Raw genomic sequence first — 18,989 nt, 5'->3', positions numbered from 1 at the left:
TGAATGGCTCGCAAGAAACGTGCAGAGTTCCAAGAAGCGTAAACTTCGAGGCGCTTTTTTACACCCAAAGGAACTGCTCCACGACCAAAGTGCAGGAAAACATGCCTTTTTGCGGGCATCAGATATTACTTCCAGGTGAACTGCGGCTCCTCCGGATGCGGCTCCTCTGGACGATATGTGTGCTGCAATCCCTGCAGGAAATTGCGCAGGATCTGATCTTTGCAGCTGCGATAATTTTTATGCTCCGGTTTTCGAAAAAAAGCACTGAGCTCATGCTTGCTCATGGGAAGTTCGGCACCAGCCAGAATGTTGAGGATATCATCGTCTTTGAGGTTGAAGGCAATTTTTAATTTCCGGAGAATAATATTGTTATTTATCCTTTTTTCCGGCCTGGGTTGCGGCCCTTCTTTTTTGCCCCGCCTATCGTTGATGAGGCCGTTGAGGAAAGCGGCCAGCTGCATGTCGCCGCAGTTTTTAAAGGCCGGGTCATCCTCTTTTTTCAACCAATCGCTGAGCTGCGCCCGGGTGACTGGATAGTCGGCCAGGCCAAAAAGTGCGATCATCTTCGAATCGGTAAAATTGAAGGTATAGCGAATTCGGCGTAAGATATCGTTGTTGCGCATAAAAATAGTTTCCTGGAGCAAGGCTTGTGAGCGTGTAATGTGTTTGTGTGTCTTTTTCGACGAGTGCTGTTTTTTACTATTCAAGACAACAATGAAAATTTGGTCTTCAAATTTATGCAACTAAGTATTACAGTAACACAAAGGTCTGTTGTATAAACCCATTTTCCATGTCCCGACGCTCAAGCCGGTATGTTCTTTCGGCAACAGATCGTATCCCCGGCAGAATGTAGTACGTTCATTAGCAATGGTATAGAGTTACTTGAGAGTACGCGATGTTGGTTCAGGCAGTACGGGCATGCATCGCCAATCAGTAGTCTTCTGCAAAACCTTAACCAAGGAGCAAAGCCATGTCTAAGAGTGTGTACAAAATCATTGAAATGGTCGGATCAAGCCCAACATCATGGGAAGACGCTACCCAAAACGCAGTCAAATCGGCCGGCATGAGCCTGCGTGACCTGCGCATCGCCGAAGTTGTCACCCTGGATATGAAAGTTGAAGACGACAAGCCGGCTTTTTTTCGGGCACGGGTGAAGCTTTCCTTTAAACTTCTTGCGGATTAGACATTCGCCCCATCCTCCAGAAAAAAACTGGAGGATGGAACGACTCAATTGTGTCCGGGCGGTTATTGTCTGGCCGCTCTTCTCAGTGCCTCTGTTATTATCCAGTGATTTTTATCTATTATCGTTGTATTCGAACCAGCCAGGGAGTTGGATTTGGCGGCGAGTGAGCGGGCCTGCAGATATTGCTGTTGCTGCAGTTTAATTTCTGCCAGCTGTGACCAGAGCACGGCCTCTTTCGGGGCTATGCGCAGCCCCCTTTCCAGAGTTGCTGCGGCAAGATCGGATCTGCCCTGACGGATCTGTTCATTTGCCTGGCGGCTGAAATTAGCGGCAATGGGGCTGATCTGTTGCGAGGTTTCTCTGCTTGGTGCCGCTTCCGGGACCGGCACTGGTTCGGGGACGGGGATTGGTTGCGGGACTGGTTGTTTCGTCTCTTTTTGCGGCGGAGGCGGAGGATAGTAGACCGGCTGCTTTGGGGTGTAGACTGCGCAACCCTGAAAGAGCAGGGCGCTTAACAGCCCTGCGTAGAAAAGTTTGCACGTTGTTTTGATGGTGTTGTTCATCGCAGTTCACCGGTAAAATGAGTGTCGAGTGGTGCTGAAAGGGAGACTATTCCGCTTATTTTTACTGGAAAATGTTAAAGATGTTATTTAACCCTTTTTCGACAGTTTTTTCCAGACTGTTTTTGGGGCGCGGCCGGTTGCAGTTCACCACCTCGGGCAGAACTCCGTCGCGGATAAACGGCAAAATTTTCTGGCCGCTCACGGCACATTGTTGATTGTAGATTGTGCCGGCATCAATATCTGCATAATACCAGCGGATATTCTCAGGTGACTGCAGCTGCAGCGGGCTGGTATTCATGCCGGCCATGACCTTGGCCCATACTCCGAGAGCGCCGGTTGCCCCGGTCAGACCGGTTGGCGTATTATCGTCGCGTCCCACCCAGGCCACGGCAACGTGCATGCCGCTGAAACCGGCAAACCAGGAATCGCGTAGATTATCAGTGGTGCCGGTTTTGCCGGCTACGGTAAGTCCTGGCGGCAACAGGCGTTGCAGCGAGCTGGCGGTGCCTGAGGTGGTGACAGCCTGCAGGGCGTTGGTCAGACAGAATACAGCACCGGGATCTACGGTTTGCTGGACGGTCAGCGGATAGCGCTGCAGGGTGGCATTGTGCTGATCGGTCACTGCCAGAATAGCCCGCAAAGGCGTCTGGTACCCGCCGGCGGCAATTGTCTGGTACATCTGCAGTACCTCGATAGGCGGCAGTTCAACCGCTCCCAGCAGCAGCGAGGGGTAGGCATTGATTTCTTCCTGTATGCCGAGGTTTTTCAGAGTGCCGACCACCGCATCAAGGCCCAGGGCCATACCCAGCTGCACTGTGGCAAGATTGTACGAATGGATCAGTGCCTGCATCAGCGGCAGTGGACCATGGGACAGGTGATCGTAGTTTTCCGGCTGCCAGTCCTTTCCGCCGGCAATCGGTACTGTAATTGGCGTATCGGAGACGGTTGTCAGCAGGTTATACGATTGGGGCCGGGCCAGGGCTGTCAGGTAAACTGCCGGTTTGACTATGGAGCCAATCGGTCTTTTCATATCGAGTGCCCGGTTAAAACCTGCCTGCCGCGGGGCGCGATCCCCGACTACAGCGACAACCTCACCCTGGTCTACCGAAGCGATGACCAGAGCTCCCTGCAGGCTGCTCTTCTTTTTGATGCCTCGTCGTTTCTCGATAGCGGCGAGTTCACTGGCAAGGTCGTCTTCAGCCCGGTGCTGGATAACGGGATCGAGGGTTGTGAAAATCGATAATCCTTCACTCCGCAGATCCTCATCTTTATAGTCACGTGCCAGTTGTCGGCGCACCAGTTCCAGAAACGCCGGATAGGGAGTAACGCCTGAGGGAGATTCCGGCGTTACCGCCAGGGGTTTTTTTTTCATCTGCGCATCTTGTTCGGGGCTGATGAGCTGTGCCGAGGCGAGGGTGTCGAGGATTTGATTGCGTCGCGACAGTGCTCTTTTGGCTTGATGTCTGGGGTTGTAGTAGGATGCTCCCCTGACCATGCCGACCAGCAGCGCCAGCTGATCCGGGTTCAACTGGCCAAGATCGCGGCCAAAATAGAACCGGCTGGCCAAGCCAAACCCATGTATGGCCCTGTTTCCGTCCTGGCCGAGGTAGACTTCGTTCAGGTACGTTTCAAGAATTTCGTCCTTGCTGTAGTGGTATTCAAGCAGCAGGGCCATGATGGCTTCGTTTGCCTTGCGAAGCAGGGTCTGTTCGCTGCTGAGAAATATGTTTTTTACCAGCTGCTGGGTCAGGGTGCTGCCGCCCTGCACGGTCCTTCCGGCCCGCAGGTTGGCCAGGGCCGCACGGAGGATAGCGGTAGGCCTGATTCCCAGGTGCGAATAGAAATTTCTATCTTCTATCAGCAGCAGCATTTTTATCAGTAACTCCGGGGCATCCGTCAACTTTATCAACAGCCGGTCTTCATTCTGGGTCGGGTAGATGGAGGCGAACTGAACCGGCTCCAGACGGAACATGCTCACCATTTCTTTGCTGTTGGGGCTGGCGAGGGTGGCGATGGTGTTGTCATGGATCGTCAGTTTGACCAGGGTCGCCGGCTGGAGAGCATCGGGAAAGGGAAAGGTGCGGCTGTAAATGGCAATCTGATTGCCCTTAATGCTGTATTCCCCGGGTTTTTCAGGGGTGTTTTCCTTGCTGTAGTGCAACTGGTTCAGTTCCTCTTTCAGGGCTCCAACCGTTATTGTCTTGCCGGCATACAATTCCAACGGCCGGGCATAGATCCGGGCGGGAAGTTCCCAGCGTTTTCCTTCAAACCAGCTGGTGACCTGTCCGTCGAGTCTGAGTACATACGGTACTGCGAGGAGCACAACGGCGGCTGCCACGAGAGCAAAGAACGCAAGCAAAAGAGATAATTTTTTCATAATTTTTTACGTGTATTTAGCGAGGCAGTCGGTTTCGACTCACCCTGTTGACCACAATGAGTCCGGTTACCACAAGGACAATGGCACATATGAGATTGGCAGTAACGGGTTCCCCCAGGAGGGTGACACCCAGGAAAACGCCTGACACAGGCATGATAAACACAAAAGAATGCAGTGCCGTAGCGCCAAATTTTTGAATCATGGTATTCCACGCCACAAAGCCGAAGGCTGCGGTGACCAGGGTTTGGTACAGCATTGCCTTGATAATCGAAGCATCGATAAATCGGACCATTTCGCCATCCCAGAGAAATCCGCTCAGTAAAAACAGCGGTGCCGCCAGGGATACCGGGTAGAGAGTGACCTGGATCGGGTGAAATCCTTCAATAACTTTTTTCATATATACAACATGACAACCCCAGACCAGGACTGCAAGAAGAATAAACAGATCACCCCGTAAGGCATCCCCGGTGAGAACCGTATGGTCAAAAAACAGCACCAGCACGCCGGCAAAGCCGAGCACAAGTCCGGATACCTTCCTCAGGTTGATTGTGTCTCCCGGAATACAATAATGCGCCAGGATCATTACCACAAAAGGGAGAACATTGGTGATCAAGGTTCCGTGGGAGGCGGTGGTTTTGTTCTGTCCGAAATAAAAGAGCGACAGCTGGACAAAAAAGAACATTGCCAGAATGACCAGCTGATGGACCTGGTTCCTCTTTACGGCCAGCGGTTTGCCGGTGTATCGCGCCCATAAATAAATGACCAATGCGGCGATGCCAAAACGCATTCCCGCATTGGTAAAGACGCCCAGCCCGGTCAGGCTGATCTTGATCGCCACCGCATTGGCGCCAAACAATATACACAGAAATGTGGTAAAGAGCGAGGCGCGAAGAGGCAGAGCATGGTGGCCTAAGGCTTCCGGGATCAGGGGGCTGATCCCCAGGGTACTACAACTCGATTTCCTGACCAAATTCCATCACAATGGCTTTTTTGCCGATTGTCTCCACCTGTTTTTTAAATTCGTTCGGATCTGCTCCAATGACCGGAAAAGTATTGTAGTGCATGGGAATTGCTATCCCCGGGTTGGCCAGTTCCACGGCCTTCACCGCATCTGTTATGCCCATGGTGAAATTGTCGCCAATCGGCAGCAGCATATAATCGAGCGGGGTCATTTCGCCGATCAGTTTCATATCGTAGAAAAGACCGGTATCACCGGTGTGATACAGTACTTTGTTGTCGATGCTTAAAACTACCCCCGCAGGTTCCCCGCCATACGTGTTGTCGGGGGTCATCGAACCATGGTGGGCAATAGTGAATTTTAGTCTGCCGAAATCGAACAGATGCGAGCCGCCAATATGCATGTTATGCGCCCGGAATCCTTTGCCGATACAGTAGTTGGCAAGTTCGTTGACACAGATAAAGAGTGGATCGGTCCGCTTGGCGATTTTAAATGCATCGCCGACATGATCTCCATGCGCATGGGTCAGGATTATGAAATCAGCGGTAAGCTCAGCCGACTGCACCGGCGACGTCGGGTTGTCGTCGAGAAAAGGATCAATGAGGAGAACCTGACCGTCGTCGGTGGTAATCTGAAATGAAGAATGAGAAAAATATCTGAGTTTCATATCTGCCTCCAGGTGTGGTTGAAAAAACGGAAGGTACCCTGTCCTCGATAAAAGTCAATCTCATTGTTTGCACGGAACGTAGCAGCAATGGACACCGTTTTCAATTTGTTTATCCCGGGTCAGGCAGGAGTGCAGCAGCGGAATTTATGGCAACAGCAGAAATTCCCTGAGGTGACCACGCATGCAGTGATTCGACGCCATGGAGGCAGAATAAGCGCCGGCATTGATCAGAGCAATATATTTCTGGTCTGCCATATCGGGAAGCAGAATATTTTCATACCAGACATCGAGAGCTTCATTGATGTTTCCGGCGACATGAAATGGACTCTGCTTATCCGATGCACCTTCTACAAGTGATACCGGCTGAAACGGCAGTTTATAGTAGGCCGGTTCAGGTGCAATGTTGAAACCACCATCCACGCCGATAAAATGCGTCTGCTGTTTCTGCTCAAGAAAGGTGATGCCCAGCAACAGAATTCCGGCATCTTTTGCCAGGTAATCGCCAGGTTCTATATCAACCGCCAGGTGGCGATCGGTAAAATTTTCCTTGATGATCTCTGCCCATTTTTTAAGATCGAGCGGCTGATCCGAGGCGACGTGCGGAACGCCGAGTCCGCCGCCGATATTGACCCGTTGCACGGTCGGCACCTGCTCGACGAACCACAGGCATTTCTGCAGAACAGCCTGCCACTGGGGCAACTGCTCGGTCAGATAGCCGCATCCGGTATGGAAATGAATCCTGCTAATCGTCAGTCCATGTGATGCTGCGACAGCCATGGCCTCCGGAAACTGTTCCTGATAAACGCCGAATTTGGTGGTAAGCGGACCGGCATACTGCAGCAACTCGTTACTTGCCCGACTCACCCCTGCCGCTGGGTTGATACGAATGCCTATCTCCGATCCCGGTTTTCGCCTGCCCCATTCACGAATTGAATGCAGGGAGTCGGCGTTGAACAAAAGGCCATCATAGCGTGCCAATGCGTCGAAATCCTGCGGCGAAAGGCTTGTTGCGGTAAAGGATATATCCTTTGCGGAAAAACCGCAGCCCAGAGCGTGTTCCACTTCAGATGGCGAACAGGCATCTATGCCGCAAAGTCCGGACTGTTTGAGATACGTCAGAAGGGGGGCAAACCGGTTGGCTTTCATGGCGTAGAACAATCGGTGCTGCTGCTGGCCACCGATTGTCAGTAAGGCATTTTTAACCCGCAGAATGTTGTCTCTGACCCGTTGTGCCGAGTAAACAAAGGCGGGAGTGCCGAACTGTCTGGCCAGATCGGCAACCGGACGTCCAGCAAACTGAAGATGTTGCTGCTGGTAGCAAAGATCAGCTCTTTGCCACCAGACAGAAGTTTGTTGCTCTTTCATCAGCCTACAGCGAACATCCTGCGTGTTTTGGCAGGGCGATGTCCGTTTTGCTGTCCGATGCTGGTTTTTGATAGGGTAATTCCAGTCGGCCGGTGATCCAGCCGCGGCAGTTTTCCGCCCCGCAGGAGCAGGGGAACTGTTTGAAAAGATAGTCTTCTGTTTCGGCATAATCCATATAGAGATAGCTGTCCGCCTCAATATCCTGCAGTGCCGTTACGGTCATTTTTATCATGTCGACAGAGACGTTCGGTGCGCAGGAATGCAGAAAATATCCGGAAAAATAAGGGTCGAAATTATGACTTGTTTTCGTTAACTGCAGGGTGTGTTGTCTGAGATCGGGCACTGATTGTCTGGCAATCCTGGCCATAAGCTCACCCTTTTTAAAGGAGCGGTAGGTGATTACTCCCATACCGGTTTCTTTGTCCTTAAAAACAATGGAAAAATCCTCAGCACGAGGAAACAATGGATCATCGCCTAGTTCAGGGGGATATAACATTTCCGAGACTCCAGATACATAGAGATTGAGAAGTGCCCCGGCAATCCAGGAAACGGGATTGGGGGAGTTGAAAATCGACTATATAAACTAAAAATTCAGGAATACAATTATTTTTTTAACATGCAACGAAAGTAATTGCAAATTCATGGGCAGGTGGGGCGCCGGCTCAGGGATTCAGTGAGAGAGAATGTCCTGCAACATCTTGATTTATAGTTTAATTACGTTTTTCCTGTCTGGCAATGCCGCGTATTTCTCTCGACCGGTTCTATTTTTTGTTGATACATGTCAAAGCGGTAATAATCGCGGGGGACATGTGTGTCGCTGTCGTCCGGATCAGGCGCACCCGTTCCGTTGGAAGCAGCGCGCTGCCTCGTTTCAACCGTAAGGTGCGAGAGGGCAAGTTTTGTTGAAAATATTATGTTTTTGCCCAGGGAGTGTTATTGTATTACCAAGTTGGTATTTACAATATGGCCTGAAACAGTGAAGAGTCTCGTAAAAAACATTGGGATAGCCAAGTGAAAAAATGAAAAACTTTACCATAGCGGGTATCGGCGAACTTCTCTGGGACGTGTTGCCGGACGCCGAAGTAATAGGTGGTGCGCCGGTCAATTTCGCCTATCACGTTACCGCCCTTGGGGCAAAGGGTATTCCCATTACGACCGTCGGCCGTGACACCCGCGGGGAAAAGGCCCTTGCCGAATTGCAAAAGCGTGGCGTCAATACCGCGGCGATTGCCGTCTCGGACGAATATGCTACCGGGTATGTTTCCGTTGCACTCGATACAGAAGGGAAGGCCAGTTATCTTTTTCCCGCCGATCTGGCCTGGGACCATCTGTTGATTAATGCCTACGCTGCAGCTTTGCGACAAACCCTTGATGCGGTATGTTTCGGCTCGCTGGCCCAACGGTCCGAATATTCACGCCAGGTGATCTACGATTTTCTCGATAGCCTCAGGCCGGGAACGGTGCGGGTTTTTGATGTCAATCTTCGCCAGGATTTTTATTCCAGGCTGGTGCTGGAAAATTCACTTGTGCGGACCGATATCCTGAAATTAAACGAAGAGGAACTGCCTGTTCTCGCTGGTTTGCTGAAGCTGCAGGGGCCGAGTGATAACTGGCTGCAGGTGCTTCTTGCGCGATACGATCTCGCCATGGCGATATTTTCCAGAGGCGATAAGGGCAGCCTGCTCCTCACTTCACATAATTATTCGGAACATCCGGGTATCGTCACCCAGGTAAAAGATACGATTGGCGCCGGCGATTCGTTCACGGCCGCAGCAGTGATCGGTTATCTGCAGGGATTACCGTTGGACGAGATCAATGAACAGGCCAACAGGGTTGCCGCCTACGTCTGTTCACAACAGGGGGCGATGCCGTATCTGCCTGATTTTTTTAATAGATCTTTCCCGCGCGGGGCAATATATCAAGAATAGCACCTTCAATTTTTCAGGAGAAACCATGACTGCAAAATCTTTTCAGGACTATTATCCGGAGTCTCTCAGCCACTGTTACGGTTGCGGCCCGAAGAACCCCCATGGCCTGCATATCAGCAGCTTTTGGGATGGGGATGAGGCAATTGCCACCTTTCATCCCCAGGAGTTTCACCTGGCCTTTCCCGGCTATGTCTATGGTGGCTTGATTGCCTCGCTGATTGACTGCCATTGCGTTGGTACCGCTGCGGCTGCTGCATACAGGGAAGAAGGGCGCGAACTCGGGACGCTGCCACCATTCAGGTATGTTACCGGATCATTGCAGGTTGACTATCTGAAGCCGACCCCGCTCGGGCCGCCCATCGAGATTCGCGCAACAGTGAGCGAGATCAAAGGGAGAAAAACCATTGTCCTTGCCAGGGTGTTGGTCGACAACGCTGTTACCGCCAAAGGACGGGTGGTTGCGGTGCGGATGCCGGATCATCTCAGGGAGGAGACGCTCAAGTAAGTCTGTGGAAAACGGCTTTTTTGCCCGGCACAAAGTCAATAGGCTTCGAGATCCACCTCGAGGAAATTGAACCACACCCCGTTGTGCTGGGCATGATCCAGTTCGATCTGCACGACATCAACGTGGCGGTCTTCGATATCCAGTAATTTTTCAAAGACACGTTTAATATCGCCTTCGGTTTTGCTGCAGGCATCCCGATAAAAAGCCGACGTTTCTTTTTCAAGTTTCAAGGCGCTGGCCAGTGCCGATTTTATATCTCCCAGCATATGATGGGGGATATCTGATTTCAGCCGCTCAATACCCGATTCAAGCTGTTTTAAGGTGGGGATCGAGGACACCAGCTGTTTGGTGTCAATGGTCCCCTTCGCTTTTAACTGCTCGAGACTGTAGACTATAAAATCGACATGGGATTGTTCGTCGTTGCCCAGGGTGCGAAATATCCCCTTGCCCCGTGTGTCGTCGATTGTTTCTTCGGCTGAACGGTAAAAGTCTCTGATTTTTTCTTCGTATTGCAAGGCCGTTGCCAAGATCTCATGTGAATTCATGTAACCCCCCTCTCTGCTGAAACCTGCGGATCAGTGAAAAGCTGTTCGTCTGTTAAACACCTAGTCCACTGACAACTATAGCTCTGTAATACTGATTTGTCGACAGGCTATCTGTCTGCTGCGCTCAACCGTAGACCTGCTCGATACTTGCCGCCAGATCATCGTAAAACTCGGTGACCGTATCATACATGACGCTTGTGCCGGCGCTGTAGTGGAGGAGAATGTCGTTGAAACATTTCGGCAGCCGGGGATAAATTTTTTGCAGATTGAAAACCCTGTCTCTTGACATCAGTGAGAGATCGTCGGTATTCAGGGTTGCTAAAACTTTTTCGCCCATTTCTGGATTGTTCAGGACGTCGGTCGGCCGAAAGTTTCTCCGACCGAGGATATACAGCAGAATATTGCCAAGACCGATCAGGTCGAGGGCGAAGGGGCGCTCGGGAAGATAAAAATCATAATCGAAATCTATCCAACGAAAATGTCCGTCATGCTGGTCGATGAGGATGTGGTCTCTTCTTATATCGCCGTGTTTGAACCCATGGCTGTGGAGCAGGATAATCGCCTCCACCGACCTGAGGAAGCGGCGTAGGAAATCCTCTGCACAGCTTGCCATATACGTATCATGATCACAGTCTATCCGGCTAATTGCCGTGTCCAGCCGGGTTCCCTGGATAATATCCAGTATCCGGACCAGATTGCCGGCCTCGTCAAGAACCGAGTAGCCCTGCATAAACATTAAATTACCATGCACCAGATCGAGCACTCGACCTTCTTTTTCCGGTCGGCGATAGCAGGTTACCTTAAAGGGGCCAAGGGTCAGGGTAAAATTTTCGTGGAAGACCAGCTTGAGAATTTTCCTCTCCCCTGATTCCAGATCGTAAACCTTTGGTACCCATTGCTTCGGTTGCTCTTCAATGCCGAATCGACCCTCTTTGGTATAGCCCACCACCAGGAAATACCTGTTGTCTACGTGGATGATATCGCCATAATCTATCCGGGTAAAGTCGCTCGTATCGCCAAATATCGTCGGCTGGCGACGCTGGTGTTTCATGACATTATGGTTCTTGAGCAGGGGCAGGATACGGGGAGGGAATTTATTCCAGTCGACCATGGCTCACCCCACTATCCAGGTGGTGAAATCATTGCATCGTCTGGCAAGAGCATTGGAGATTGAGCCGAACAGGAACTCTTCGGCTTTGGAAACGCCCCGTTTGCCGGTGACTACCGTGCCGAATTGTCCTTTACGCTGTGCTTCGAGGACGGTGTCGCTGATGGTTTTGCCTTCTGCCATATGGGTCGTACAATAGACTGCCTCCCTGGTAATGTCGGCAGCAATCAGAATTTCCAGGCATCTGGCAAAGATACGTTCGGCCCTGACTATACGCTGGGCCTGGTATTCTTCCAGTATACCGCCCTTTGTGTGATAATCCGGCGGCGGTTCGGGATAGACGTGCAGGAGACAAATTGTCGCTGCTTTCACGTCTCTGGCAATCTGTGCGACATACCTGACTGCGCGGAGTGACGAATCCATCTCGTCCACCGCGATGAGAATATTGTGCCAATCGGCCATAGCATCCCCTCCCCATTTTGAAGTTACCAGGCGTTGCTTTTCAGCGTGCTGTCATTGTTGCTCGACTCCCGGTTTCCAGCATTCGAGCAGTTTAATCAGCTCCACCATGGTCTGGTGGGTGGGCACCTTCACTCCGTTTTCTTCAGCATACCGGCAGATCGCCCCGTTCTGGGCGTCGATCTCGGTGGGCACTTCATTCAGGATATCCTGCAGCATGGAAGAAAGATTGTTGGCGCTTTTTTCGCATGCATCAAAGAGCAGTTCGTACAGGTCGGGATAGACAAGTTCGATAGAGCAGCTCTTGGCTACCTCCCGGCCTTCATCGAGGAGCCGTTTCATCAAGGTGATTGATTCCATCTTCGAGGTGAGTGAACCGTTTGGCACCTGAAGAATGGCCGAGACCGGGTTGATGGCGGAATAGGTGATAACCTTGCACCAGAGTCGGCCGATTATCCGCTTGACCATTTGCGTCTCGATGCCACAGCGGTTTAAAACATGGTTGATATTTTCCAGCCGTTTGGTGAAGGCGCCATTTAATTCACCGATATAGGTCCTGGCCAGGCCACCGCCTTGTCTTACCCGTGCGTCACTCAGCGCGGTACCGGACATAAAGGTGATGCCCATGATGATATTTTCTTTGGGCACGATTTTGGCGGCAACTTCCAGATTGCCAAGCCCGGTCTGCATACAGAGCAGAGGACAGGACTCGCCGATAAGATGGGCGACATCCTGGACTGCGCTCAGGGTGTCCTGGGATTTCACCAAAAGGAGAACGAGATCCGCCTCAGTGAGCGAGTCAGCCGAGGAAAGGGCCTTTACCGGAAAAGATTGTGCCTCATCGGGATGTTTGTTGTCATCGGCGATAAGGCCAATGCCTTTCTCCTGCAAGGCCCCCAGGGTATTCTGGTCAATATCGATGAGGGTGATTTCATTGTTGCCTTTGAGGAGGAAATAGCCAAACAATCTGCCTATTGCACCACCTCCGACAATCACAATTTTCATAGACAACCTCCGTATGTAACGATGCTGGAAAAGGGGGTGCTTGCCGCTTCTCCTCGGGATCAGCTGCGTCGTAAATAAAAAGCCTATTCTTTATTATATTCCACGGGACAATCGATGGCAATTCCAGTTCTTCCGGCAGCGCCATTATTTCCTTGATGGCAGCATATGGGTCGGGCTGCCTTGAAATATTTCTGCGGCCTCCGCTTCGGTCTCCGACAAAGTCGGGTGCGGATGGATGGTGAGTGCGAGATCTTCAGCCAGTGCGCCCATCTCAATGGCCAGGGCTGCTTCACTGATCAGGCTTTCGGCATTGCGGCCGGCAATGCCGGCACCGAGGATACGGCCGGTTTGCGGATCGGTCAATAGCTTGGTGAAGCCGTCGGTTATGCCCATGGTCTGGGCCCTGCTGGAGTATTTCCATGGAAATTTGCGGACGGCATAAGGCGTGTTCTCAGCAGTTGCCTGCTGTTCGGTGAGGCCACACCAGCTGATCTGTGGGTCGGTATAAACCACCGCCGGCAGAGCGCGGGCGTCAAATCCGGATTTTTGGCCAGCGATCACCTCGGCTGCTATTCTGCCTTCTCGGGTTGCTTTATGGGCGAGCATTACGCCTCCGACCACATCCCCGACGGCGAAGATGCGGGCATCGGTGGTCTGCTGCTGCGCATCGATTTGGATAAAGCCGCGGCTGTCGATCTGGACCTCTGTCTGCTCCAGGCCGAGCTCGCCGCTGTTGGGAATTCGACCGATGGCCAGGAGGGCCCGGTCAAATTGGTGCTGCTCGATTTTTCCGTCCCGGGGCAAGCTGACAGTCACCCCATGACTTTGTTCTTCCAGCGCGTCCACCTGCACCCCAAAGCGGATATCGGCAAACAGGCTGGACAATCTCTCTTGCACGGGCTGCACCAGGTCGGCGTCGACCTGGGCGAGTAATCGGTTTTCGCGTTCCAGCAAGGTGACCTGGCAGCCGAGTGCGGCATAGATGGAACCAAGTTCCAGGCCGACATATCCGCCGCCCACCACCAGCAGATTTTTCGGAATATCAGGGAGGGTGAGGGCGGCAGCGGAATCCATGATCCGGCCCCCGGCAATGCGTGGTGTTCCCGACAGCTCAAGCGGCCTGGAGCCGGTAGCAATAATGCAATGCTTGAATCGGACGCCGCTTATATCCGCCCCCGAAATCCGTACGCTGGTTGAGCTTTCGAACCGGGCCGTACCCTGGACAAGCAGGACTCCACGCTGCTTGGCAAGGGTAATCAGACTATTTGCTATCGAATCAATTACCTGTTCTTTCCAGGCCCGCATGGCGGCGAGATCGATTTTCGGTCGGCCAAAACCGATGCCCATTTTCTCCGCCCGGGCGGCATCGATAATCAGCTCGGTCACATGCAGGAAAGTCTTTGAGGGGATACAGCCTTTATGCAGGCAAAGCCCGCCCGGACGAGGAAGGGGATCGACCATGATCACATCGAGGCCGAGGTCGGCCGCGCGAAATGCGGCCCCATAGCCGCCGGGTCCCCCACCGATGACCAGCAGGTCGGTACTCATCTGCATATCGCCCATTACCATAGCCGCACCTGGTTTATATCATGGTCATGAGCAGTTCGTCGGGATCTTCCAGCGCATCGATCACCAGCCGCAGAAAACGTACTGCGTCGGCACCATCGACGACCCGATGGTCGAAACAAAGGACGATCGGCATAATCAGCCGGGGGACGATCTCGTGCCTGCCGCGCTCATCGGTGACGACTGCCGGCTGCATTCGCCCCTGCCCCAGTCCGAGGATGGCCACCTCCGGATGATTGATAATAGCAGAGAAATGACTGCCGCCGAGGGCGCCGGCATTGGTGATGGTGAAGGTGCCGCCCTGCATCTCTTCCCGACTATGGGTGCCTGTCCGCACTCTTTCAATAGCGCCGTGCACCTCAACGGCCAGCTCCTTGATGCTTTTGCGATCAACATCTTTGATGACCGGAACCATCAACCCTTTTTCGGTGTCCACGGCGATCCCGATATTGAAAAAGCGTTTGATAATGATTTCCTGTGACTGCAGGTCAAGACTGGCATTGAAATAAGGGTAATTTTTCAGGGCGGTGGCAACCGCTTTGATGGCAAAGAGGGTCATGGTCAGCCTGCCACCGGCGGCCTCGATTTCGCTCTTGTGTTTTTGCCGGAAGGCTTCCAGCTTGGTGATATCGACATCGTCCTGGCAGTGAACATGGGGAATCTGGGTCCAGGAACTGGTCATCTGGGCCGCCGTGGCCCGTCTGATCGATCGAAATGGCCGCCGTTCTATTTTTCCCCATCTGCTGAAGTCCGGCAGGGTCGTCCGCCCGGCTGGCAAAGGGGGCGCGGCTTCAGCAGGTGTTGGTTCTGCCGGTGCCGGAGGCTCGGGTACTGTGCCGGTTGCATCAAGAGCCGGTTTCTTTTTGGCGTAGGCTTCAACATCTTCTTTGGTGACAATACCACCGGTGCCGGTAGGTGTCACCGCATACAGATCGACATCCAGTTCTCGTGCCAGTCTTCTGGTGGAAGGTGAGGCCGGGACCGGGCTTCGTTTTCGTTCCTGGGCCGCTGGCTGCTGGTCGGCGGGTTTTGCTTCTTTCTTCTTTTGATGTGGCGATCCGTCACCTGGTGGCGGCGCCGTATCCTGGACCGTATCGGTGGCAAAGGTTATCAGCACATCGCCGACTACGGCCATATCACCGACCTTTACCATGATTTCCTGCACCGTTCCGGTATAGGGAGAGGGGATCTCCACCGCGGCCTTGTCGGTCTCGATCTCCATAATAACGTCACCTTCCGCGACAGCCTGGCCGATGGTCACAGGCAGAGCGAGTATTTCTGCTTCATGCACCCCTTCCCCGAGATCCGGTAACCGAAAAGACGTGGTCATAGTTGCTCCGTATTACGTTCTATATTGATGTATTGAAAGTCTTGCGCGCAGCTGCCTTGATTCTCTTTACGCTGGGCAGATAACTTTTTTCTCTGCTGAAGTAGGGGATGATGATATCAAAGCCGGTGACTCTTTCTATTGGAGCTTCCAGATAGTAGAAAGCGCTTTCCATGAGCCTTGTGACGATTTCCGCGCCCGGGCCGAAACTGCGGGGCGCCTCATGGACGACCACCGCCCGGCCGGTTTTTTTCACCGATTCGACCATCACGCTTTCGTCCAACGGAGAAAGGGTGAGAAGGTCAATGACTTCCGCCGCAATCCCTTCCGTTTGCTGGAGTTCCTCGGCAGCTTCAAGAACCGGACGGAGCATGGCGCCATAGGCGATAATGGTCAGATCGTCGCCCGCACGGGCTATATGTGCCTTGCCGATGGGCAGAGTTTCTTCCTCCTCCGGGACTTCTTCGCGAAAGGCGCGGTATAGGGCCTTTGCTTCATAAAAGATAACCGGATCGGGATCGCGGATGGCACTGACCAGCAGGGCTCTCGCGCTGCGCGGCCCGGAAGGGATGACCATTTTCAAGCCGGGGGTGTGCGCCCAGTACGCTTCACGGCTTTCCGAATGGTGTTCCAGTGCCCGGACACCGCCGCCGTACGGGGCGCGCATGACCATCGGCACGGAGAGTCTGCCTTGCGTTCGCCAGCGCATGCGGGCGGCGTGGTTTTCCAGTTGATGAAAGTTCTGGTAGGAAAAACCGGAAAATTGAATTTCGCAGACCGGTTTCAGGCCGTAGACCGCCATGCCCACCGACATGCCGACAATGGCCGCTTCGGCCAGCGGCGTATCGATGACCCGCTCACTGCCGAACTCGTCTAGCAGGTGGTCGGTCACTCTGAAGACGCCGCCGTCACGACCGATATCCTGCCCGAGCAGGAGTATCGAATCATCTTTGGCCATTTCCTGCCGCAGGGCCAGATTAAGAGCCTCAACCATTGTCATCTTAGCCATGGTCAACCTCCCTGTCGATGTCGTCCAGTTCGTGGGCCAGTTCCGCTCTCTGTTTTGCAAGAGACGCCGGCAATTCTGCGTAGAGATGGTCGAACATTGCCAGCGGTTCGCCAAGCTTCTGCATCTGCTCTTCCGCCCGGTCGATGGCGGTCTGGATCTGTTGTTTGATTTCTGCCTCAAGAGCGTCAAGATCGTTCTGGGCGACGATATCTTTTGTCAGCAGGTACTGTTGATAGCGAAGCAGAGGGTCTTTTTTCTTCCAGGCTTCGACTTCCTCTTCCGATCGATACTTCCTGGGATCGTCGGCGGTGGTATGCATCATGACCCGATAGGTGACACATTCGATAAACGTCGGACCGCCGCCGGACCTGGCCCGGTCAACCGCTTCTGCGGTCGCCGCATGAACCGCCAGGATATCGTTGCCGTCAATCTGGATGCCCGGCATCCCGTAGGCAAGGGCCTTTTGGGCAAGTGTTTCGGAATGGGTCTGTCTGGCCAGGGGGACAGAAATCGCCCACTGGTTATTCTGGCAGACAAAGATTACCGGGGCCTGATAGACCGCAGCGCAGTTCAGCCCCTCGTGGAAATCACCCTCGGAGGTGGCGCCGTCGCCAAAAAAGGTCATCACAACCTCTTCGGTCTTCCGGTATTGCGCCGCGAGACCAAGGCCGACCGCATGGAGGATCTGGGAGGCCACCGGCACCGACATCGGCATATCCCGCTGCTTTTCGGCAATTATGGTACCTTCGTTGTAACCGTTGTAGTAGAGCAGGACGCTTTCCATCGATCTGCCGCGCATGATTTCCGCGGCGGTTTCCCGAAAGGCAGGCACCAGCCAGTCGCTGTCGCGAAGCAGTGCCACGGTTCCTATCTGGGCCGCTTCCTGGCCTTTGATAGGGGGGAAGGTGCCGATTCGACCCTGGCGCTGCAGATCGAGCATCCGCTCGTCGAATCTTCGTCCAAGCAGCATGGCATGGAGCATTTTCAGGTGTGCTTCGTTGGTTATCTCAGGCTCCAGCTCGAGATCGAGTATGCCGTTTTCATCAAGGATGGAGAGGTGATCAATATTGTTGGTGAGAGCTAGATGTTTTCGACCCATAAAAGATTCCCTTAGAGACTAAGAAAAAAGCATGATAGAGAGACATCATCTCATTTGGAACACGGATAGATCTTCCACCTGACAATATACCCATAATGTCGGGAATTTCAATTGAGCAACTGTGATTAAATAGCGAGAATGGTTTTAACTTTCTCGTCAGTCAACGAGAGTCTGCCCGTAAATGACTATTCTTCCCTAACTATTCGTTGCTATGAAAGTATCGGGAAATAAGCCGGGATTCTTTTTAATACTCGCTTGACGGGTACTCAGTTCAGTGCCTCCTTGAGAGGATGCGTTCCTTCACGAAATGATTTTCGGGTAAAACTGACAAGAATAGTATTTCTCAGTCGCTAAAACTGTGATTTGAACGTCGTAAACTCTTCATGGAGGCTCTGCATTTCCCGGCGCAGCTCGTCTATCTGCTGTTGCAGCTCTTCGATGCGGTCAATCGACTCGCGCGCATGTGGTGTGTCGTCATTTTTCGGTCGGAGAATAGTTGTAACGGTCTTTTCCTGTGGCTTGCCGCTTAACAGATGCGTATACCGCGCTTCCTTACGGCCCGGTTGCCGGGGCAAAGCAGTGACCAGCTGCATGTCTTCGAGGTTGGTTATGGTTTTCTGGACCTCGTCAAGATCAGAAAAAGCATACAGCCGTTCGGTTCGGCTGCGGATTTCGCCGACGGTCTGCGGGCCGCGAACCAGCAGAATGCAGATGATTGCCTGCTCCCGGGGAACCAGCTTGAGTTCCTCGGCGAAGATCTGCTCGTATTTCGCCACCCGGCTCAGGTTGCTCTGGCGAATCAGTTTACGCTCTTTCAGGCCGTTTAACGCATACATTACCGTGTCGTCATCATAGGAGACGACTGGCTCCCGATTGGATTTCTGGTTGCAGGCATTGGTCAAGGCATTCAGGGTAAGCGGGTAATAATCAGGCGTTGCCATTTCTTTTTCCATGAGACAGCCAAGCACTCGGATTTCGTCGTCAGTGAGAAGTATGTCCATAAGTTTACCTGTATTGAATGTGAAGCATAAATAAAATATTCTTCAGCTGAGACTTGGGCCGGTAGGGTCAGGAGGAAAAATATCGACCAATGCGGTCGATAACTCTGGAGGGCATTTCAAAGATATCGGAGATTTTTCCCTGTCGTTCACTTTCGCCAACCTTTCCCAGCTTGAAATCCGAGTAAAATTTCTTGCCGCAGGATGGGCAGGCCATAAGCATCCCGCCGATATCATTTGGAAATCGTAATTTCTGTCCGCATTTCGGGCATTTTTTTTCGGTATGACTCGTCATAAATGAATGTGTACCTCCCTCTGGGCTCGGCT

20 protein-coding genes are annotated in these 18,989 nt (G+C 52.7%); 3 read left to right on the top strand and 17 right to left on the bottom strand.

Annotation, left to right across the window (positions count from 1 at the left end; translation table 11 throughout):
- Positions 1 to 125: 125 nt before the first annotated feature.
- A complete protein-coding gene (locus tag FCL47_RS06760) occupies positions 126 to 623 on the bottom strand; it encodes a DUF1456 family protein (protein WP_136812726.1) in 498 nt (165 codons plus the stop codon).
- A gap of 347 nt (positions 624 to 970) precedes the next feature.
- Here FCL47_RS06760 and FCL47_RS06755 point away from each other — a divergent pair, with 347 nt between their 5' ends.
- Complete coding sequence (locus FCL47_RS06755) at positions 971 to 1,183, top strand: dodecin family protein (RefSeq protein ID WP_136812725.1); 213 nt, start codon at positions 971 to 973, stop codon at positions 1,181 to 1,183.
- Positions 1,184 to 1,245: 62 nt separating this feature from the next.
- On the opposite strand, the gene FCL47_RS06750 is transcribed toward FCL47_RS06755, so the two are convergent.
- From FCL47_RS06750 to FCL47_RS06725, 6 genes are all read right to left on the bottom strand, one after another.
- A complete protein-coding gene (locus FCL47_RS06750) occupies positions 1,246 to 1,746 on the bottom strand; it encodes a hypothetical protein (RefSeq protein WP_136812724.1) in 501 nt (166 codons plus the stop codon).
- Between the two features lie 61 nt (positions 1,747 to 1,807).
- Positions 1,808 to 4,123, bottom strand: a complete 2,316-nt coding sequence (gene mrcB, locus FCL47_RS06745) for a penicillin-binding protein 1B (RefSeq protein WP_136812723.1) — start codon at positions 4,121 to 4,123, stop codon at positions 1,808 to 1,810.
- Positions 4,124 to 4,139: 16 nt separating this feature from the next.
- The gene (locus FCL47_RS06740; protein WP_240744167.1) at positions 4,140 to 5,093 is read right to left on the bottom strand and encodes a DMT family transporter; all 954 of its coding nucleotides are present in this window, start codon (positions 5,091 to 5,093) and stop codon (positions 4,140 to 4,142) included.
- On the bottom strand, positions 5,071 to 5,748 hold the full coding sequence (locus tag FCL47_RS06735) for a metal-dependent hydrolase (RefSeq protein WP_136812722.1): 678 nt from the start codon (positions 5,746 to 5,748) through the stop codon (positions 5,071 to 5,073). The genes FCL47_RS06740 and FCL47_RS06735 overlap by 23 nt, the downstream gene beginning before the upstream one ends.
- Before the next feature lie 144 nt (positions 5,749 to 5,892).
- Positions 5,893 to 7,113, bottom strand: a complete 1,221-nt coding sequence (locus tag FCL47_RS06730) for a diaminopimelate decarboxylase (protein WP_136812721.1) — start codon at positions 7,111 to 7,113, stop codon at positions 5,893 to 5,895.
- A gap of 4 nt (positions 7,114 to 7,117) precedes the next feature.
- Positions 7,118 to 7,609: an SET domain-containing protein-lysine N-methyltransferase gene (locus tag FCL47_RS06725; protein WP_205747242.1), complete on the bottom strand. Its 492-nt coding sequence runs from the start codon at positions 7,607 to 7,609 to the stop codon at positions 7,118 to 7,120.
- A 523-nt stretch (positions 7,610 to 8,132) separates the two neighbouring features.
- On the opposite strand from FCL47_RS06725, the gene FCL47_RS06720 reads away from it, so the two are divergent.
- Together FCL47_RS06720 and FCL47_RS06715 are read left to right on the top strand one after the other, a co-directional pair.
- Complete coding sequence (locus tag FCL47_RS06720) at positions 8,133 to 9,041, top strand: PfkB family carbohydrate kinase (protein WP_136812720.1); 909 nt, start codon at positions 8,133 to 8,135, stop codon at positions 9,039 to 9,041.
- A 25-nt stretch (positions 9,042 to 9,066) separates the two neighbouring features.
- The gene (locus tag FCL47_RS06715) at positions 9,067 to 9,546 is read left to right on the top strand and encodes a PaaI family thioesterase (RefSeq protein WP_136812719.1); all 480 of its coding nucleotides are present in this window, start codon (positions 9,067 to 9,069) and stop codon (positions 9,544 to 9,546) included.
- A gap of 35 nt (positions 9,547 to 9,581) precedes the next feature.
- Here the strand turns inward: FCL47_RS06715 and FCL47_RS06710 are convergent, their stop codons facing one another.
- From FCL47_RS06710 to FCL47_RS06665, 10 genes are all read right to left on the bottom strand, one after another.
- The gene (locus tag FCL47_RS06710; protein ID WP_136812718.1) at positions 9,582 to 10,091 is read right to left on the bottom strand and encodes a ferritin family protein; all 510 of its coding nucleotides are present in this window, start codon (positions 10,089 to 10,091) and stop codon (positions 9,582 to 9,584) included.
- Between the two features lie 124 nt (positions 10,092 to 10,215).
- The gene (locus FCL47_RS06705; protein WP_136812717.1) at positions 10,216 to 11,202 is read right to left on the bottom strand and encodes a serine/threonine protein kinase; all 987 of its coding nucleotides are present in this window, start codon (positions 11,200 to 11,202) and stop codon (positions 10,216 to 10,218) included.
- 3 nt (positions 11,203 to 11,205) lie between these two features.
- The gene (locus FCL47_RS06700) at positions 11,206 to 11,661 is read right to left on the bottom strand and encodes a universal stress protein (RefSeq protein WP_136812716.1); all 456 of its coding nucleotides are present in this window, start codon (positions 11,659 to 11,661) and stop codon (positions 11,206 to 11,208) included.
- A gap of 51 nt (positions 11,662 to 11,712) precedes the next feature.
- On the bottom strand, positions 11,713 to 12,663 hold the full coding sequence (locus FCL47_RS06695) for a ketopantoate reductase family protein (protein ID WP_136812715.1): 951 nt from the start codon (positions 12,661 to 12,663) through the stop codon (positions 11,713 to 11,715).
- A 144-nt stretch (positions 12,664 to 12,807) separates the two neighbouring features.
- A complete protein-coding gene (lpdA, locus tag FCL47_RS06690; RefSeq protein WP_136812714.1) occupies positions 12,808 to 14,232 on the bottom strand; it encodes a dihydrolipoyl dehydrogenase in 1,425 nt (474 codons plus the stop codon).
- 13 nt (positions 14,233 to 14,245) lie between these two features.
- Positions 14,246 to 15,559 (bottom strand): dihydrolipoamide acetyltransferase family protein, encoded by a 1,314-nt coding sequence (locus FCL47_RS06685; protein WP_136812713.1) that lies wholly within the window; start codon positions 15,557 to 15,559, stop codon positions 14,246 to 14,248.
- Positions 15,560 to 15,578: 19 nt separating this feature from the next.
- On the bottom strand, positions 15,579 to 16,565 hold the full coding sequence (locus FCL47_RS06680; protein ID WP_136812712.1) for an alpha-ketoacid dehydrogenase subunit beta: 987 nt from the start codon (positions 16,563 to 16,565) through the stop codon (positions 15,579 to 15,581).
- Positions 16,558 to 17,664 carry a pyruvate dehydrogenase (acetyl-transferring) E1 component subunit alpha gene (gene pdhA, locus FCL47_RS06675; RefSeq protein WP_136812711.1) on the bottom strand — a complete coding sequence of 369 codons (1,107 nt, stop codon included), beginning with the start codon at positions 17,662 to 17,664 and terminating at the stop codon, positions 16,558 to 16,560. Before pdhA ends, FCL47_RS06680 begins: the two co-directional genes overlap by 8 nt.
- Positions 17,665 to 18,014: 350 nt before the next feature.
- Positions 18,015 to 18,665, bottom strand: coding sequence for a YceH family protein (locus FCL47_RS06670; RefSeq protein WP_136812710.1), 651 nt, complete (start codon positions 18,663 to 18,665; stop codon positions 18,015 to 18,017).
- A 67-nt stretch (positions 18,666 to 18,732) separates the two neighbouring features.
- Positions 18,733 to 18,957 (bottom strand): hypothetical protein, encoded by a 225-nt coding sequence (locus FCL47_RS06665; RefSeq protein ID WP_136812709.1) that lies wholly within the window; start codon positions 18,955 to 18,957, stop codon positions 18,733 to 18,735.
- Positions 18,958 to 18,989: the final 32 nt, after the last annotated feature.

The sequence above is a fragment of the Desulfopila sp. IMCC35006 genome (assembly GCF_005116645.1).
Taxonomy (GTDB): Bacteria; Desulfobacterota; Desulfobulbia; order Desulfobulbales; family Desulfocapsaceae; genus Desulforhopalus_A.
This window is presented reverse-complemented; position numbering and strand designations above follow the sequence as displayed.

Excerpts from the sequence above, each read along its gene's own strand:
- FCL47_RS06760 (WP_136812726.1), bottom strand. The coding sequence starts at position 623 with ATGCGCAACAACGATATCTTACGCCGAATTCGCTATACCTTCAATTTT.
- FCL47_RS06755 (WP_136812725.1), top strand. The coding sequence starts at position 971 with ATGTCTAAGAGTGTGTACAAAATCATTGAAATGGTCGGATCAAGCCCA.
- FCL47_RS06750 (WP_136812724.1), bottom strand. The coding sequence starts at position 1,746 with ATGAACAACACCATCAAAACAACGTGCAAACTTTTCTACGCAGGGCTG.
- mrcB (WP_136812723.1), bottom strand. The coding sequence starts at position 4,123 with ATGAAAAAATTATCTCTTTTGCTTGCGTTCTTTGCTCTCGTGGCAGCC.
- FCL47_RS06735 (WP_136812722.1), bottom strand. The coding sequence starts at position 5,748 with ATGAAACTCAGATATTTTTCTCATTCTTCATTTCAGATTACCACCGAC.
- FCL47_RS06730 (WP_136812721.1), bottom strand. The coding sequence starts at position 7,113 with ATGAAAGAGCAACAAACTTCTGTCTGGTGGCAAAGAGCTGATCTTTGC.
- FCL47_RS06725 (WP_205747242.1), bottom strand. The coding sequence starts at position 7,609 with ATGTTATATCCCCCTGAACTAGGCGATGATCCATTGTTTCCTCGTGCT.
- FCL47_RS06720 (WP_136812720.1), top strand. The coding sequence starts at position 8,133 with ATGAAAAACTTTACCATAGCGGGTATCGGCGAACTTCTCTGGGACGTG.
- FCL47_RS06715 (WP_136812719.1), top strand. The coding sequence starts at position 9,067 with ATGACTGCAAAATCTTTTCAGGACTATTATCCGGAGTCTCTCAGCCAC.
- FCL47_RS06710 (WP_136812718.1), bottom strand. The coding sequence starts at position 10,091 with ATGAATTCACATGAGATCTTGGCAACGGCCTTGCAATACGAAGAAAAA.
- FCL47_RS06705 (WP_136812717.1), bottom strand. The coding sequence starts at position 11,202 with ATGGTCGACTGGAATAAATTCCCTCCCCGTATCCTGCCCCTGCTCAAG.
- FCL47_RS06700 (WP_136812716.1), bottom strand. The coding sequence starts at position 11,661 with ATGGCCGATTGGCACAATATTCTCATCGCGGTGGACGAGATGGATTCG.
- FCL47_RS06695 (WP_136812715.1), bottom strand. The coding sequence starts at position 12,663 with ATGAAAATTGTGATTGTCGGAGGTGGTGCAATAGGCAGATTGTTTGGC.
- lpdA (WP_136812714.1), bottom strand. The coding sequence starts at position 14,232 with ATGGTAATGGGCGATATGCAGATGAGTACCGACCTGCTGGTCATCGGT.
- FCL47_RS06685 (WP_136812713.1), bottom strand. The coding sequence starts at position 15,559 with ATGACCACGTCTTTTCGGTTACCGGATCTCGGGGAAGGGGTGCATGAA.
- FCL47_RS06680 (WP_136812712.1), bottom strand. The coding sequence starts at position 16,565 with ATGGCTAAGATGACAATGGTTGAGGCTCTTAATCTGGCCCTGCGGCAG.
- pdhA (WP_136812711.1), bottom strand. The coding sequence starts at position 17,664 with ATGGGTCGAAAACATCTAGCTCTCACCAACAATATTGATCACCTCTCC.
- FCL47_RS06670 (WP_136812710.1), bottom strand. The coding sequence starts at position 18,665 with ATGGACATACTTCTCACTGACGACGAAATCCGAGTGCTTGGCTGTCTC.
- FCL47_RS06665 (WP_136812709.1), bottom strand. The coding sequence starts at position 18,957 with ATGACGAGTCATACCGAAAAAAAATGCCCGAAATGCGGACAGAAATTA.